14 protein-coding genes and 2 riboswitches are annotated in these 15,900 nt (G+C 40.8%); of the genes, 11 read left to right on the forward strand and 3 right to left on the reverse strand.

Annotated features, from left to right (window positions below; translation table 11 throughout):
- Window positions 1–19: 19 nt before the first annotated feature.
- Window positions 20–403, forward strand: coding sequence for a DUF4176 domain-containing protein (locus ACNJYY_RS01895; protein ID WP_416730331.1), 384 nt, complete (start codon window positions 20–22; stop codon window positions 401–403).
- 184 nt (window positions 404–587) lie between these two features.
- Here the strand turns inward: ACNJYY_RS01895 and ACNJYY_RS01900 are convergent, their stop codons facing one another.
- From ACNJYY_RS01900 to ACNJYY_RS01910, 3 genes are all read right to left on the reverse strand, one after another.
- A complete protein-coding gene (locus ACNJYY_RS01900; protein ID WP_416730332.1) occupies window positions 588–1,769 on the reverse strand; it encodes a DUF4317 domain-containing protein in 1,182 nt (393 codons plus the stop codon).
- A 138-nt stretch (window positions 1,770–1,907) separates the two neighbouring features.
- Window positions 1,908–2,315 (reverse strand): hypothetical protein, encoded by a 408-nt coding sequence (locus tag ACNJYY_RS01905; protein WP_416730333.1) that lies wholly within the window; start codon window positions 2,313–2,315, stop codon window positions 1,908–1,910.
- A 129-nt stretch (window positions 2,316–2,444) separates the two neighbouring features.
- Window positions 2,445–2,969, reverse strand: a complete 525-nt coding sequence (locus ACNJYY_RS01910) for an ECF transporter S component (protein ID WP_416730334.1) — start codon at window positions 2,967–2,969, stop codon at window positions 2,445–2,447.
- Between the two features lie 303 nt (window positions 2,970–3,272).
- On the opposite strand from ACNJYY_RS01910, the gene ACNJYY_RS01915 reads away from it, so the two are divergent.
- From ACNJYY_RS01915 to cpaB, 10 genes are all read left to right on the forward strand, one after another.
- Complete coding sequence (locus ACNJYY_RS01915; protein WP_416730335.1) at window positions 3,273–3,983, forward strand: hypothetical protein; 711 nt, start codon at window positions 3,273–3,275, stop codon at window positions 3,981–3,983.
- 363 nt (window positions 3,984–4,346) lie between these two features.
- On the forward strand, window positions 4,347–5,198 hold the full coding sequence (locus tag ACNJYY_RS01920; RefSeq protein WP_416730336.1) for a manganese catalase family protein: 852 nt from the start codon (window positions 4,347–4,349) through the stop codon (window positions 5,196–5,198).
- A 173-nt stretch (window positions 5,199–5,371) separates the two neighbouring features.
- On the forward strand, window positions 5,372–6,346 hold the full coding sequence (locus ACNJYY_RS01925) for an AAA family ATPase (RefSeq protein WP_416730337.1): 975 nt from the start codon (window positions 5,372–5,374) through the stop codon (window positions 6,344–6,346).
- A complete protein-coding gene (locus ACNJYY_RS01930) occupies window positions 6,346–7,617 on the forward strand; it encodes a DUF58 domain-containing protein (RefSeq protein WP_416730338.1) in 1,272 nt (423 codons plus the stop codon). Before ACNJYY_RS01925 ends, ACNJYY_RS01930 begins: the two co-directional genes overlap by 1 nt.
- A complete protein-coding gene (locus tag ACNJYY_RS01935; RefSeq protein ID WP_416730339.1) occupies window positions 7,604–9,802 on the forward strand; it encodes a transglutaminase domain-containing protein in 2,199 nt (732 codons plus the stop codon). The genes ACNJYY_RS01930 and ACNJYY_RS01935 overlap by 14 nt, the downstream gene beginning before the upstream one ends.
- A 40-nt stretch (window positions 9,803–9,842) precedes the next feature.
- A riboswitch (purine riboswitch) is annotated at window positions 9,843–9,944 on the forward strand.
- A gap of 137 nt (window positions 9,945–10,081) precedes the next feature.
- Window positions 10,082–11,638, forward strand: coding sequence for a glutamine-hydrolyzing GMP synthase (gene guaA, locus ACNJYY_RS01940; RefSeq protein WP_313957546.1), 1,557 nt, complete (start codon window positions 10,082–10,084; stop codon window positions 11,636–11,638).
- A gap of 102 nt (window positions 11,639–11,740) precedes the next feature.
- A riboswitch (purine riboswitch) is annotated at window positions 11,741–11,842 on the forward strand.
- A gap of 330 nt (window positions 11,843–12,172) precedes the next feature.
- Entirely contained in the window at window positions 12,173–13,471 is a 1,299-nt protein-coding gene (locus ACNJYY_RS01945; protein ID WP_416730340.1) for an NCS2 family permease, read from the forward strand.
- 162 nt (window positions 13,472–13,633) lie between these two features.
- Window positions 13,634–14,380 carry a prepilin peptidase gene (locus ACNJYY_RS01950; protein WP_416730341.1) on the forward strand — a complete coding sequence of 249 codons (747 nt, stop codon included), beginning with the start codon at window positions 13,634–13,636 and terminating at the stop codon, window positions 14,378–14,380.
- A gap of 25 nt (window positions 14,381–14,405) precedes the next feature.
- The gene (locus ACNJYY_RS01955; protein WP_416730342.1) at window positions 14,406–14,741 is read left to right on the forward strand and encodes a hypothetical protein; all 336 of its coding nucleotides are present in this window, start codon (window positions 14,406–14,408) and stop codon (window positions 14,739–14,741) included.
- A gap of 393 nt (window positions 14,742–15,134) precedes the next feature.
- Window positions 15,135–15,878, forward strand: coding sequence for a Flp pilus assembly protein CpaB (gene cpaB / locus ACNJYY_RS01960; protein ID WP_416730343.1), 744 nt, complete (start codon window positions 15,135–15,137; stop codon window positions 15,876–15,878).
- Window positions 15,879–15,900: the final 22 nt, after the last annotated feature.

The following is a 15,900-nucleotide window of genomic DNA, read 5'->3' on the forward strand; positions in this document are numbered from 1 at the left end:
CTGAGAAGGAATCATGAAAATGAAAATATTACCAAATAAAAATAAAGACAAACTAGCAATAATCTTTATACTTGTTTTACTTTTAGTAGGATGTACGAATGCAAAAGAAAATAGTTCCAAAAAAGAGAAGCTTGATAAATCCAAACCTCTGCCCATTGGCACAGTCGTAAAGTTAAAGCAGATGAAGAAAAGCGTCATGATTTATGGCTATAATCAAATTCAAGTAAGTACAGGGAAACAATATGATTACATTGCAGTTCCATACCCAGAAGGTAATATTTCTCCCGATTACAATGTGTTTTTTAATCGTAACTTTATTGAGAAGGTTATGTACGGAGGTTATGATTCAGAAGAAGGAAAAAAGCTGCGTAAGAAGGTTGAAAGCAACATGAAAGAAAATTAAGGAGAAATTCGGGAGCATAGATAGACGGAATTTTAATCTTAGAATCTACACATCAATTAAAGCTTAGCCAACTTTCTTACTAGGCGTTCTGAATTGGTTTAGAAAAATACTTACTTTTCATAAATTATACACAATGGAAGTCATTCTCTAAGAGAAGGGCTTCCATTATGTAGTTTGTAGTTAACTATTTTTCAACCTTCTCCCCAAATGCCTCAGGAATCATCGTAAACCCTTCAATCACAGTATCTTCCTCAACTTCAATCATAAGATACCGTTTACCACTAAGCTGCACTTGTTTCACGTACCTTAAGTCTTGAGGACTGATCGAAATTTTTGCTACCTTTGTATCGATCTTAATCGACTTCGAGTTGTATTTCGGTACAACACTGCTCGCTTTGATCTCATACTTATCGTCATCAATCACTTTTTGAAAAGCCGATTCTACCTTTTCCACGCTGATATCTTCCACACCACTCGCTTTTAAAACTCGCTCAACGTCCTTAGAATCTAAGCGTGGATGTTCTTCCTCTTCGTTCTCTTCAATCATTCGGTTGATTTCTTCGTACACATTGGAGAGGGTGGATGTGTTTAATTGATCTTGTGTTACGTCTTTAATAATTTCTTCAAACACAATCTTATCGTCTTTTGCTGTCATGATTTCTTCGCCATTTAAAACGTCCACGATGAATTCATAATCAGGTTCATGAACTTTACCTGCTGAGTACAGGATGTGGTTCACATCTGCTGCATTATCACTGAAACAAGGGAAGAGGAATCCTCCAATCGGCGCGTTCAGGTTAATAACAGAATCGACAACGAAATTGTACTTGAACTCTTTTTCCACATAATCAAAGAGCAGTTCTTTCTTCGGTTCTTGTGTATTGTTTATGCTGCACAAAATAAAGGGGAAGGAGTAGACGGCATCACGTTCACTAATCTCAGCCTCATCATTCTTGCGCTTCGTCGGCTTATAGTATTCTCCCTTAATAAAGGTGATCACGATATCCTTTTCGTACTGACGGTTTAAGAGCATTTTTCCTACCATTTGAAGCATGCGTTCTTTCCAGTCTTCTGTATCGCTGGCAAGTAGGCCTTGATGCAGAATAAGCTGGCTATTGTTTTCAGCATTTCTATTAAACTTTAATTCAAATAACTTTTCATCGATATTTCCACCAAGCAATTTTTTAAAGCTATTAAAGAACAGCTCTTGTTGTTCAGCATCTAGCATCTCAAAAGGCTGACTTACGTGATGGTAGATCTCGCTGGATTCTTTCGTAATATACACATTAAAGATGCTGGAGATCTTCAGGAGATCATTCTCTTTTTTGAACTGTTTTCGTATTTGAGCGATATCTTTTTTGTTCATGCTTGTATACACTCCTAAGTTGTTGCGATTTTAAATCGACACTTTCTATATGTCTAACAGGGAAGTATTCTTTATTTTAACATTCAGAAGGAGTGAAGTGTGAAGGTGAAGTTTTTGTTTGTTCATAGATTGATTGCATTAGTAGTTTAATATCTTTTTTAATTTAACAACGTCAAGTTGCTGCAGGGTATAACCTGTACTCGTATCGTCGGCATACATAATCATTCCACTATCACTGTCTTTTCGTAACCAAAGTAAATAGTTCTCTTTATTACCGTTTGAATCAACTAGAGTCATCTCTAAATTATTTTTTGACACATTTAAAATTCCTGGTATTCTTTCAGCAGACTGTATTGCATCTCTAGCAATTTTAATGGCCTTGTCATTTTTAAAAGTCTTATTCACTTCGCCTGAAACGATAAGCTTCTCTTTTGTATTCTGCATAATGAGGTTTGGAGCAGTCTCTTTACTATCTGAATAAACACCACACCCAGCAACCAAGATGCTAAACGCAATAAAAAACAGTCTAAGTAATGACTTCTTCATTTCACACCCCTTAATATCCATTTTATAGTAAGTCGCTTCATATTCTTAAAAGGTTTCAGGGCACTCAGTAAACATAAAAAACCCCATATCGCATAGCGGTTAAGCCGATACGATACAGGGTCTCTGTAACTAAAGAATTCTTTTCTTAATACGTGCTACAAGTGGAACCACGACAAGTCCCGCAAATCCAACTTGCAGAATGTTTCCTGGAATAGATCCAAACGGTACGATCCAATTGCTGTAAAGCACAACTTCAGCAAAATAATAACCTACCACTTTAATCAGCATTGCTACGACAACTGCCAAAGAATAGACGAGTACACGTTTTCCTGGTACTTTTTCTGATATAGCGCCCGCTACATAGCCCATTGCACCAACGATGATGAACGTGAACGGAGCCCAGATCGTCCAACCAGATAGAAAATCAAATAAGCCCATTCCAAAAGCGCCTGCAATAGCACCTGTTCTTCTGCCGAAAACAAAAGCTGCTACGAATAGAGGAATGTTACCTAAGTGGATAAGTCCACCGTTTCCTGCGATCGGAAGCTTGATGTTGATGAACATCGTTGCAACAAGAGTTAGTGCCACGAATAGTGCGCTAATGACTAACATTCTTGTTTTAGTAGATTGTATCGATGAATAAGTAGTATTCATAACATAACCTCTCTCATAAAAAATAAATGATAAAAATGATTGCACTCATTCATTATATATGTCCTTATTCTTTTAGAAAACAGCTATTTTCTGGGTAGGGTGAAGAAATAGAAAAATAAACTGGTGGAATGAGCGAGTTTCTCGAAAGGAAAGAAGGGGAGATCGACACATTTGCCGAAATCTATTTAGTAGAGCATAGACGTATTGATACAGTTTATTGCGAATGCCTATAGTAGAGGAATTAAACGATATGTATCGCATGGCGATATAAGGAATAGATGAAGAGAATGAAGGAGGTCCGATATGCGACGTGATATACAACCGAATGAACGAGCTTTCTCCTCCAAGGAAGTTGCAGAAGAAGTAGGTATCGCAACACCTACTGTTCGAAAGTATGGACAAATATTAGAACGAAACGGATACGAGTTTTTAAAGGATGGAGATCGACGTATTTTCGTTCAATCTGATATCGAATCGCTCATAGCGCTACGCGATACAGACAAGCCATTAGACGATACAGCCAAAGATCTCGTGATTCAACAAAAAGAGAGACTAAAAGAAACGATCCAAACGGACGTAGCGCTGCCCGATACATATGAGAACCTTCCACAAGACCCGAACCAATTACGAGAAGTCTTAATGATGCTAGCGAATGAACTAGCAGCGACACGCGAGATGAATGCGCAGCTAACTAGCGATATGTCAGAGCTTAAAGTAACAGTATCAAGACTTCAGCAAGATCATCATGCGATTAGCGCGAATGTTGGAAACGCCGCTCAGAAAACGAACGCTAAGATTGAGAAGCTGACCAATCAACAGAAAGAACAATATGAAGCATTGCTAGAACAGGAAAAAGAGAAAAGTGAACTTCTGCAGCAGGAAATTCAAAAGCTAAGAGAAGAACAAGTCAAGGAATGGCGTCTGCAGAACGATTTTAATAGGCGACTAGAGATTGTGGTTCAAAGCAGACCCAAAAGCAAATGGGATGCGATACTTTCTTTATTCAGAAAGTAAGTTTGTGTGTATCGGGGGGCGATACGGTTGATGGTAGTGGAATACTTTCATCAGACATATCGTGACCCGATATGCTTCACTCTTAAAGCAACCTTTTCAATAACCCAGCTACCAATCGTCATATTTCTACAATTTCCCGAGAAATATCTACAAAAACCCCCATCATAAATGCCGCAAGGACAGACAAAATAATTTCCTTCCAAATTATGACTGATTCAATCTTACTACCAGATGCTCTAAAAAAAGTAATTGCACATTCAAACATAGTCCTTTATACATAAATACTCTTAAACGTGTTTTATATGAAAACGACTGGGAACACATAAGTTGTGTTTCAAAATTTGTTTTCTCAGGAGGTATCATATGTTTCGCCACCAAAAGGAACTACAGTTTGAAATTAAGGTAGATCGTCCGGATCCACAGCTTGCCAAACAGGTACAAGAAGTGCTGGGTGGGCAGTTTGGAGAAATGACGGTGATGATGCAATATCTTTTTCAAGGCTTTAACTGTCGTGGAGAAGAAAAATATAAAGATATGCTGATGGATATTGGAACAGAAGAAATTGGGCATGTAGAAATGCTTTGTGCCATGATCAGTCAGCTGCTCGACGGTGCTTCGCCAGACGATCAAGCGAAAGCAGCGCAAGATCCTGCGACAGCAGCAATCATGGGTGGAATCAATCCTCAGCATCTGCTCGTAAGTGGACTTGGCGGAATGCCGACGAACTCAAATGGCGTACCTTGGAACGGAGCATATATAGTAGCGAGCGGCAACTTGCTTGCTGATATGCGTTCAAATCTTCACGCAGAAAGTCAAGGACGTCTGCAAGTAGCGCGTTTGTATCATATGACGAGGGATGAGGGTGTAAGAGCTGCTTTCCGAAAGATGCTAGCTCGTGATCGCTATCATCAATATCAATGGATGGCAGCGATTGAAGAACTGGAGCAGAGTAACGGAGTAGTTGTACCAGCTTCATTCCCGCCTGAGGCAGAATTAGAATCGCAGCCAGAAGCGTATAAGTTTTGGAACCTTTCGGAGGGGCAGGAGTCGAAAGAAGGCTTATGGGCTACCGGAAGTGCTCCAGACGGAACAGGAGACTTTGTTTATGAAACAGATCCAGTGCCGCTAGGGAACACTCCTAACCCAAAAATTCCTGTTCCATCTCTGCATCATGACTTGGATGGAAAGAAATTTAAGAACTCAGATCAAGAGTAAAATGAATGATAACGGTGCACTGTTTATGGTGCATCTTTTTTTATTTCCTCCTCTGTATCGAATCTTCTCTTTTTTTGTAAAAAAACAAGGAATATCGTCTGTCTGATGAGAATATTTAAAGGAAAGAAAAAATTAATTAATGTAGAGACAGAAATGTTAGAGGGGAGTCTATCATGAACGCTAGAAATGAAAAGACATTTGAATATCATCCTCATCTTAGAGAGGTTATCGCGAACGTAGAAAAAGTAATGGTAGGTAAGAAAAAGGTTACAGAGTTAACGCTTGTTTCGTTATTAGCAGGAGGACATGTTTTGCTTGAAGACGTACCAGGAGTAGGAAAGACAATGATGGTGCGATCTATCGCAAAATCTCTGGGTCTAACCTTTAACCGCATCCAGTTCACACCTGATCTATTACCGTCTGATATGACGGGGGTATCGATATATAATCAAAAAGATATGAGTTTTGAATTCAGACCGGGTCCTCTTGTAGGAAATATCATTCTTGCTGATGAGATCAACCGTACGTCGCCGAAGACACAATCTGCCCTTCTTGAATCCATGGAAGAAATGAGCATGACGGTTGATGGGCAGACTCACATATTGCCCGATCCATTCTTAGTTATGGCCACCCAAAACCCAATCGAGTACGAAGGAACTTATCCACTTCCAGAAGCTCAGCTTGATCGTTTCTTAATGAAGCTGACGATGGGGTATCCGACTCCTGAGGAAGAGTTTAATGTACTGAACGTGATCGGAAACGAACACCCGATCCACCTCCTTAAACCAGCCATCTCACCAGAAGAGATCTCAGAACTGAAAACAGCCGTGAAGAACATCTATGTATCGGATTCGATAAAGCGATATATCGTCGATCTGATCAACCGTACACGTAACCATAATTCCATTGCGCTAGGCGTTAGTCCGCGTGGATCGCTCGCGCTATTAAAAGCAGCACAGGCTTTTGCATTGCTCATGAACCGTGATTTTGTTATCCCTGATGATGTGAAATACTTAGCACCGTATGTTCTTGTACATCGTGTGCTATTAAAACCTGAAGCTCGCTTTGAAGGGGTCTCAGCCGAAGAAGTGATCAATGAGCTATTGGCTCGCGTGCCTGCACCTATTCATAAGGAACAGCATGCGTAATGAAAGCATTACTCCATAAATTTCGGGAGCGGTATAAAACACCGATCGGGTTTTCAGGGATTATCTTCTTACTGCTAGTTACGTTCTCTTTTGCCATGTTTCAGGGAGGGTTTGTAAGCTGGTTTTTGTTTTACAGCGTACTTCCGCTCGTTCTTTATTCCATTACCATGGCTTTCTATCCGATTCAGCGGTTGAAGGTTGAGCGATTTATCTCTAAAAACAAACTGATGGCAGGCGAAGAAGTAGAAGTCACGATTGTCATCAAACGAAGAAGCAACTTTCCGCTTTTTTATGTTGTATTAGAGGACGTGCTTCCAGAGGTGCTGCTTCGTGAGACGCGATACGAGGGCAATACGCATCAGATCCAGTCTCGAATTCTGCTTTTTCCGTTGTTCCGAAAGCATCTGAAATATTCCTATACGATCAATCCTGCACCGCGCGGGTTGTTTAAATTTGATCAGATTCAAATCAGTACAGGTGATATCTTTGGCTTTGTTTTGAAAAGCACGAGTGTCCCCGTTCAAGATCAGATATTTGTGTATCCGCAATATCAAGATATTGAGCGTTGGGAAGCAGGAAAGATGCTGCAATCCGGTATGAAAAAGGTCGGAAAGCGCTCGTTTACCGACTACACATCAACGGTTAGTGTACGAGATTATGTCGCTGGCGACCGAATGAACTGGCTGCACTGGAAAGCGAGTGCGAGATCGAATAAGCTGCTGACGAAAGTGTTTGAACAGCAAAGGAACGATGATTTTGTAATTGTGCTTGATCATTGTGAAAAGAGTTACGGCACGCAGGATTGGCTGTTTGAACGCGGCGTTTCACTTGCGGCATCCATCGTTCACTATGCGATTTCAAAGGGTGGTTCGATCGGCTATCATCCGCTATCTGGAAAAGAAATCCCGATGAATATTGGGGTTGAACAAGAGTGGCGGATTCTTCACGAACTGGCAAAAGTGAAATCAGACGTGAAGCTGCCATTTGAAGAACGATTGAAACAAGAATACATGGCAGGTTATATGGAAGGAAAGACGGCACTTATTATTTCACCGAACCTTTCTGAATACACGATGAAAACGCTCGAGCTTATCGCATCGAGACAGCAAACGAACGTGATCTTCTTTTACTTAGCGCTTGATTCTAAACTTAAGAGTCAAGAACTCACGTATATCTCTCGAATCAGACAGTTCGGTGTGCCTGTAACACCGATGATTGGTTCTGACTTTAACGAATCGCTGAAGGCAGGTGGCACGTATGCCTCAATCTAATCAGCAACAAGCATCGACGCTACACGTCTTAGTTCTGTACGGCTTAGGCTTTCTTCTTTTATGGGAGTGGTTAAGACCGCTTAAAGAACTTACGACGACGAACGATATCCAAATTTTTGTGATGTACACGCTCTTTTTGTTTATTGTTACGTATTTTCAGCTTCCTCTCTGGATCTCATTTCCGGTGAAATTGGGAGCGATGTTATATGCGCTTTACTCCCTTTACTTTTTTGATGTCTTTTTATCATTTAAATGGGTTCCATTCTTGATTGAAGATATCAAATATAATCTAGGGCTTTTTTTAGACCAGAACTGGAACGAGATGACGTCTCTATCCAGGAGTCTTCTGTTCTTTATTTTACTCTGGCTCGTCAGTTATTTGATGCATTATTGGCTCGTCCAAACGCGGAGAATCTTTCTGTTCTTCTTGATCACGGTCATCTACATTTCCATACTCGATACGTTTACGGTGTATGATGGGAAATTTGCGATCATCCGTACCGTTTTCATCGGACTGATCTTGGTCGGTATCTTACGAATGATGAAGATTATTGAAACGCAAGGCTTCTCACTTTTAAAAGGAAAGTTCCCTGTTCTTTGGGTGGCACCACTTTCTTGTGTTATCGCGTTGTCGTCAGCTTTAGGATATGTGGCACCAAAAGCATCCCCAATTTGGCCAGATCCTGTGCCGTTTCTTCAGAACATGTCAGGAAAAGATGGAGAAGAAGGACTGGGAAAAGGAGCTGGAATCGCAAAGATTGGTTATGGTGAAAACGACAGCCAGCTTGGTGGGCCGTTTGAGTTTGACTATACGCCGATCTTCACCGCTTATGATAATGGGAGGCACTATTGGCGGATAGAAACGAAAGAGTTCTACACCGGTAAAGGGTGGGAGAATAAAATTCCGACTCAGGCAATTGCTTTAGAAGCAGATAATCCTTCAGCCGATACGAATTACACGAGAGTCTGGGAAGATGGATTAGAAATGAAAGACCATAAAGCACGTATTGAAGCGGAGAAAAGAAAAGAATATTCATTTTTAATGATTCCAGGAAAGCTTACCAACGTTAAAGCAGAATCGGATATCAACTATCAGTTAGATGGTGTAAACGGAAAAATTTCTACCTTTCAAGGTGGGAGAGAAGAGAAACTTTCTGAATACGAGATGGACTACCAGTTACCTGTAATAAAAGAAGAGCAATTAAAAGCTTCCAACAATCAATACCCCGTTTATATAACAGAAAATTACCTGCAGCTGCCTGAAACATTGCCGCAGCGGGTAAAAGATCTGGCCCAAGACGTTACAGCAGACCAACCAACGCTCTACGATAAAGTTAAAACGGTTGAAGGGTATTTTGCTAAAAATGCTTATGGCTATAATACGATTGAAGTTGCCGTTCCAAAGGGCGATGAAGATTACGTCGATCAGTTCTTGTTTGAAACGAAAAAAGGGTATTGCGATAACTTCTCAACGTCGATGGTCGTGATGCTGCGTTCTGTTGGCATACCTGCTCGCTGGGTAAAAGGCTTCACTCCTGGAACCTTTGAGGCACTTGGTGATGATGGTCTTCGTGAATATACCGTTACAAACGCAAACGCTCACTCTTGGGTAGAAGTTTATTTTTCAGGTATCGGATGGGTTCCGTTCGAGCCGACGCGCGGATTTGATAATCCATTCGAGCCAGAGAGTGAAGAAACGGATTCCACACCAGCTGCACCTGTTCCGACTCAGCCGGACAAGCCTGAAAAAGACGTAACGAAAGAAGAAAGTCCTTCTTCAGAAGAAAAAACAGGTTCAGATTCAATCCTGAAATCTGTTGGAACGCTAGCTGTCATGCTGTTAATCAGCCTTGTTGTGATCGCTGGGTTCGCTTATCTGTTTCGCAGAAAATGGCTACGTCAGTACACGATCTGGCGCTATAAACACAAAAAGGGCGCAAATAGCTTTGAAGAAGCCTTCGAACGCTTGATGTGGTTATTAAAAATATATGGCATAAAAAGAAGACCTGCCTTTACATTGAGAGAGTATGCTCTGTATGTTGACAGAGAGCTTGATTCAAAGGACATGAGGATTCTCGCTAAAGCTTATGAAGGCGTGCAATTCAGTCCGAAAAAGCAGTCAGATCTGTGGAATGATTTTCATAAAGAATTGTGGGAAAATTTAATTAAAAGAATCCGCCCTTGACCGCTATAACAGGCATTGTTAGAATGTCTTTAAGATTATAGTGTCAGATAATATTCTCCTTCGTATATCCTCGATAATAAGGTTCGAGAGTCTCTACCGGGTTGCCGAAAATGACCTGACTATGAAGGCAGGATTCTTTATAGCTACATTTTAAGGAATTCTGCCTTTGTTTTTGTATGTGGAAAACAAGGGTAGAATTCTTTTTGTTTTATAAAGAAAGTGTAAAGATAGACAAGCTGACGGATACTATAGCTGATAATAATAGATGGGGTGAAGTACATGAGCGTAACGAATGATTTGCACGTAATGAGTGAAATGATCGTTGTGTTAGATTTCGGTGGACAATATAATCAGTTGATTGCACGTCGTATCCGTGACTTAGGAGTATACAGTGAATTACATCCGCACACGACAACTGCGGAAGATATAAAGAAAATGAATCCAAAAGGAATCATCTTCTCTGGTGGACCAAACTCTGTTTATGCGGATGGGGCACCTGCTTGTGATCCTGCTATTTTTGATCTGGATATCCCAGTGCTCGGCATCTGTTATGGTATGCAGTTAATGAGCTACCACTTCGGCGGTAAAGTAGAGCGCGCGAGCCACCGTGAATATGGTAAAGCAGAGATCACAGTAACAAACATGAACAAGCTCTATGAAAATCTTCCAGAACAACAAGTAGTATGGATGAGCCATAGCGACTTAGTTGTTGCACCGCCAGAAGGTTTCGTAACGGACGCTACAAGTCTTTCTTGTCCTGTTGCGGCAATGAGTGATGTATCTCGTAAACTTTACGGCGTACAATTTCACCCAGAAGTTCGTCATTCAGAGTACGGTATCGAGTTTCTTGATAACTTCGTAAAATCCGTTTGTGAATGTGAAGGAAACTGGACGATGGAAAACTGGATTGAAGACGAAATTCAAAAGATCCGTGACGTTGTTGGCGACAAAAAAGTGATCTGCGCAATGTCAGGTGGCGTTGACTCGTCTGTTGTAGCCGTTCTTGTTCATAAAGCGATTGGTGACCAGTTAACATGTATTTTCGTTGATCACGGACTTCTTCGTAAAGATGAAGCTGATCAAGTTATGAAAACATTCAGCGAAGGATTCAACATCAACATCATCAAAGTTGATGCGAAAGACCGTTTCTTAAGCAAGCTTGAAGGTGTATCTGATCCTGAGAAGAAGCGTAAAATTATCGGTAACGAGTTCATCTACGTATTTGATGAAGAAGCGTCAAACCTACAAGGCATCGAGTTCCTTGCACAAGGTACGCTTTACACAGATATCGTAGAGAGCGGTACAGCTACTGCACAAACGATCAAGTCTCACCATAACGTTGGCGGACTTCCTGAAGACATGCAGTTCAAATTGATCGAGCCTCTTAACACACTCTTTAAAGATGAAGTGCGTAAAGTAGGTACAGAGCTTGGAATTCCTGAACACATCGTTTGGCGTCAGCCGTTCCCAGGCCCTGGTCTAGGAATTCGTGTACTTGGAGCGATTACAGAAGAAAAATTAGAAATCGTTCGTGAGTCTGATTTCATTCTTCGCGAAGAGATCGCAAAAGCAGGCTTAGAGCGTGAAGTGTGGCAATATTTCACTGTCCTACCTGACATCCGTAGCGTTGGTGTAATGGGTGACGCTCGTACGTACGACTACACGATCGGTATCCGTGCCGTAACTTCAATCGACGGAATGACTTCTGACTGGGCGCGTATCCCTTGGGACGTACTAGAAAAGATCTCTACTCGTATCGTAAACGAAGTGGATCACATCAACCGCGTAGTGTACGATATTACATCTAAGCCACCAGCAACGATCGAGTGGGAATAGGCTTGTAAGCGAAAACACGAACGATTATCGTAAAATAACATAAAATCATTCGTAAAAACGCTTGACGTACGACAAAGTTCGACCTATACTCAAGTAGTAATTAAAAATTAAATGTATTTCCTACGTATAAATTCGGGGATATGGCCCGAAAGTTTCTACCAGACTGCCGTAAATGGTCTGACTACGAAGGATTTTTGAAACATGGCGCACATGCTCTCTTTGCATAGCCCTCGTTTCATTAACTCTTACGTATTCAGACCCAAGGGCTCGTCCCTTGGGTCTTTTTGTTTGAACAGAGCTGTTTTTGGAAGTAGTTGATTTCTGCTCCAGGTGCTTCGCTTTCCGCGGGGCGGGCGGTGAGCCCCTTGACGCTTTGCGCCCTTAAGGGTCTCACCTGTCCCACTCGTCCCGCAGGAGTCTCGCACCTTACGCTCCAATCAACTAGTCAATGACGAACAGGTCAAACACCTCGAGTCATGAGCGACTTTTAAAGAGAAGCTTTTATACGTAGACAGGGTATAGGGGGATATATAGATGGAAAAGTATTTTGGTTTCAAGGAGTTCAACACTTCTTACAAAAAAGAAGCAACAGCGGGATTAACAACGTTCCTTGCGATGGCTTACATTTTATTCGTTAACCCATCCGTACTAGGCGATGCTGGCATGGATAAAGGTGCCGTGTTCACGGCAACTGCCCTTGCAGCGGCCCTTGGAACACTTTTCATGGGGATCGTAGCGAAGTATCCGATCGCACTTGCTCCAGGTATGGGACTTAACGCATTTTTCGCATATTCAGTAGTCTTAGTCATGGATATTCCGTGGCAAACAGCACTTGCTGGCGTATTAATGTCTGGTATTATTTTTATTTTTATTACCTTATTTAAAATTCGCGAAACAATCATAAACGCAATTCCGGAAGATCTGAAATTTGCTGCAGCGTCCGGTATCGGACTTTTCATCGCATTCATCGGACTGAAGAACGCAGGAATCGTCGCACCAAGCAAAGCAACGCTTGTTTCTCTTGGTGACTTAACACAAGGTCCTACACTTCTTGCCATCTTTGGTTTCATCATTACGATTCTAATGATGATCCGAAACGTTCGTGGAGGAATCTTCTACGGAATGGTAATCACAGCTGTAGTTGGTATCTTTGCTGGCTTGATCAATAAGCCTGATCAAATCGTAGGAGCGATTCCGAGCCTTGCACCAACATTCGGACAAGCGTTCTCTCACTTTGATCAAATTTTCACAGTAGACATGATGATCGTTGTTCTTACGTTCTTTATCGTTGATTTCTTTGATACGGCAGGAACATTGATGGCAGTAGCATCACAAGCCGGAATCATGAAAGACAACAAACTGCCGCGTGCAGGTAAAGCGTTGCTTGCCGATTCATCAGCGATCGCAGTTGGTGCGATCCTTGGAACATCTTCAACAACAGCATACATCGAATCAGCTTCAGGTGTAGCTGCAGGTGGACGTACAGGATTCACGTCAGTTGTAACGGGTGGATTGTTCTTATTAGCTCTTTTCTTCTCGCCATTATTAGTAGTCGTAACACCGTCTGTAACAGCACCAGCACTGATCATCGTCGGCGTGCTCATGGTATCGGTATTAAGCAAGATAAAGTGGGACCGTTTAGAAATCGCAGTACCAGCATTCTTAACGCTGATCGCAATGCCGCTAACATACAGCATCGCAACAGGAATCGCACTAGGCTTCGTTATGTACCCACTAACAATGACAGTAAAAGGACGTTTCAAAGAAGTTCACCCGATCATGTGGGTTCTCTTCATCGTCTTCATCAGCTATTTTTTATTCTTAGTCGAATAGTAAAAAACATTGGTAGGAATGTCCGTTTTTGGGCATTCCTTTTTTGTATGTGCAGGAAAACAAATAAAAAAGATAGCCGATAACTTTAAGGAAGAGAGATGCAAAAAATAAGTTTCTTCATTATAATAGTGTGCAGGATGAAGATTAAGGGAGAAGTGGGAAATGGAAGCAATGTGGACTGTTTGGTTTTTTGTAGTAGGAGCCGTCTTAGCCTCGTTCGGCGGAGTAATAGGCTATCGTCTGCCAAAGGGAATGAAGGTAATAGGTGTAGAACGTTCACAATGTGACCATTGCGAAAGGCAGCTAAAATGGTACGAGCTGTTTCCCATCGTTTCATTTGTAGCTGCGGGCGCAAAGTGTAAAACATGTAAGAAGCGAATCCCCCTTTTATATACGATGGTGGAGCTCACAACTGGTGCTCTCTATAGTTTTTCTTACATAAAATACGGGTTTTCCATTGAACTGTTGCTAGCATGCTCCCTCGTTTTATTATGCGCCATCATTACCGTTTCCGATTTGTTGTACTTCATCATCTCGGACAAAGTACTGATCGTATTTTTCGTGTGGTTTCTAGCGTTACAAGTAATCTTCGAACCTAGAGGCTGGTTAGATGCAGCCGTAGGAAGTCTGCTCGGATTTTTGTTTTTGTTGTTGTTAGCCATTCTCTCAAAAGGCGGGATCGGCGGTGGAGATATTAAGCTGATGGGCGTTTTAGGACTCGTACTCGGTTTTCAAGGAGCTTATCTGACACTGATGGTCGCATCCATAGTCGGGGTATTAGTCGCAATAGTTGGATTAGTAACGAAGAAATATAACCGAAAGACCGCGATCCCGTTCGGACCGTACTTAGCGGTCGGTGCGTTAGTGACGTTTTATTATAGTGAGGAGTTGTTGGGGTTGATTTTTTGACCTCAACTTTTTTTATGTCGAAACTTTGATTTGGATTGAGCGTAAGTTACTTGATGAAAGATACGAAGACCGTGGGAATCCGAATAACGAGTCTTATAGAAATTTAGAGCTTGTTGTGAATCCTGAAAAAATTAGAAGTTTTACGGCTTATAATTCTTATGTGGCGAATTTCAACAAGAAGTATACATACAAAGGGAAAATTCAAATCACGATTAGGAATAAGAAAGATAAGAAGATTTTCCCACATGTTACAAAATCAATCACTATAAAACCTGGTGAAAAGAAAGAAATGAAAAATGCTAACTATGATACCTGGCACCCAAACTACTCGTGGAGATGGTTGGGTGAATTTAAGAAGTAAAGTAAAAAAAACATCCAAACAATATATTTGGATGGTTTTTTCATATTTAAGCCTTTTTTACTGGTAATTAAGGATTAGTTCAAAAGTAGCAAACCCCTTTAAATACAGGTTTTTAGGTTTGGGAATGTAATTTTAGTGGAAAGCATTAATGGTTATATATGTATTTTAGTTATGATTATATTCCTAGTATAGTTATTTTGTAGGGTTGTCGAAAAAAGTCGAAGATTAGAGGAGGATAGTAAGAAGGTTGTGGATAAGTCCTATAAACCTTTATGAGCCAAGGAATTAGAGGGGTTGACGTTTCTGGAAATTTTGTGATAGTTTTGGCATGATTCTATTTTATATTTCATTTTTGTACAATTTTTTCTTTTAATTATTGGAGGTTAAGGAACAATGATCGATGCAAAACGTAAGGCACTAATATTTTTAGTCGTAGCATTTATTTTGGCAGTTGTTACTGCTGGAGTTGTCTTGAACGAAATCAGAAAAGCTCAGCAGAACCTTACAGAAACTACAAAAGTAGCTGCGTTAGAAGGAGATATTAAATCAAATGAAGCAATAACTTCCTCCAAGATTAAATGGGTTGAAATTCCTAAAAATGCAGCCGTCTCGAATTTTATACAATCTCAGGGTGACTTGAAAAATCAAGTTGTTCTAACAGATATGAGTGGTGGGGACATTTTAACTAAAAACGTCTTGCGTTCCAAGATTGATATTTCGAAAGGACATAGGGTCGTTTGGCTCAACCCTACTGAAAATGTCTTAATTGATGAAAATGTTACTGAAGGTGACCGTGTAGATATTATTGTTTCATGGGAAGAAAAAAATGCAATGACAACTAAAAGAGAATTAAGAAGGGTTAGTGTAGTAGAAGTAAATGATGATATCGAAGTTGATAAGAATAAAAAGATTAATGTAATAAAAGTTTCCCTTTCTATAGAGGATGCTGAAAAACTAATTCATTATCAAAATACAGCAAAGCAGATAAGAATTTTAAGAGTAAATGAATTAGAAGAGGATGTTACGCAAGAGAAGAAAGAAGCCGCTCCAGCCGCTAAACCTGCTAAGTCAGCACCACCAGCACCGACTGCTCCAAAAGAGAATCCAGCGCCTCAACCTAAACCAAAAGCAAACTAGTACTTAGAAGGGAAGTAAGAAG

It is taken from the genome of Fictibacillus tiangongensis, from assembly GCF_048083785.1.
GTDB lineage: Bacteria > Bacillota > Bacilli > Bacillales > Fictibacillaceae > Fictibacillus.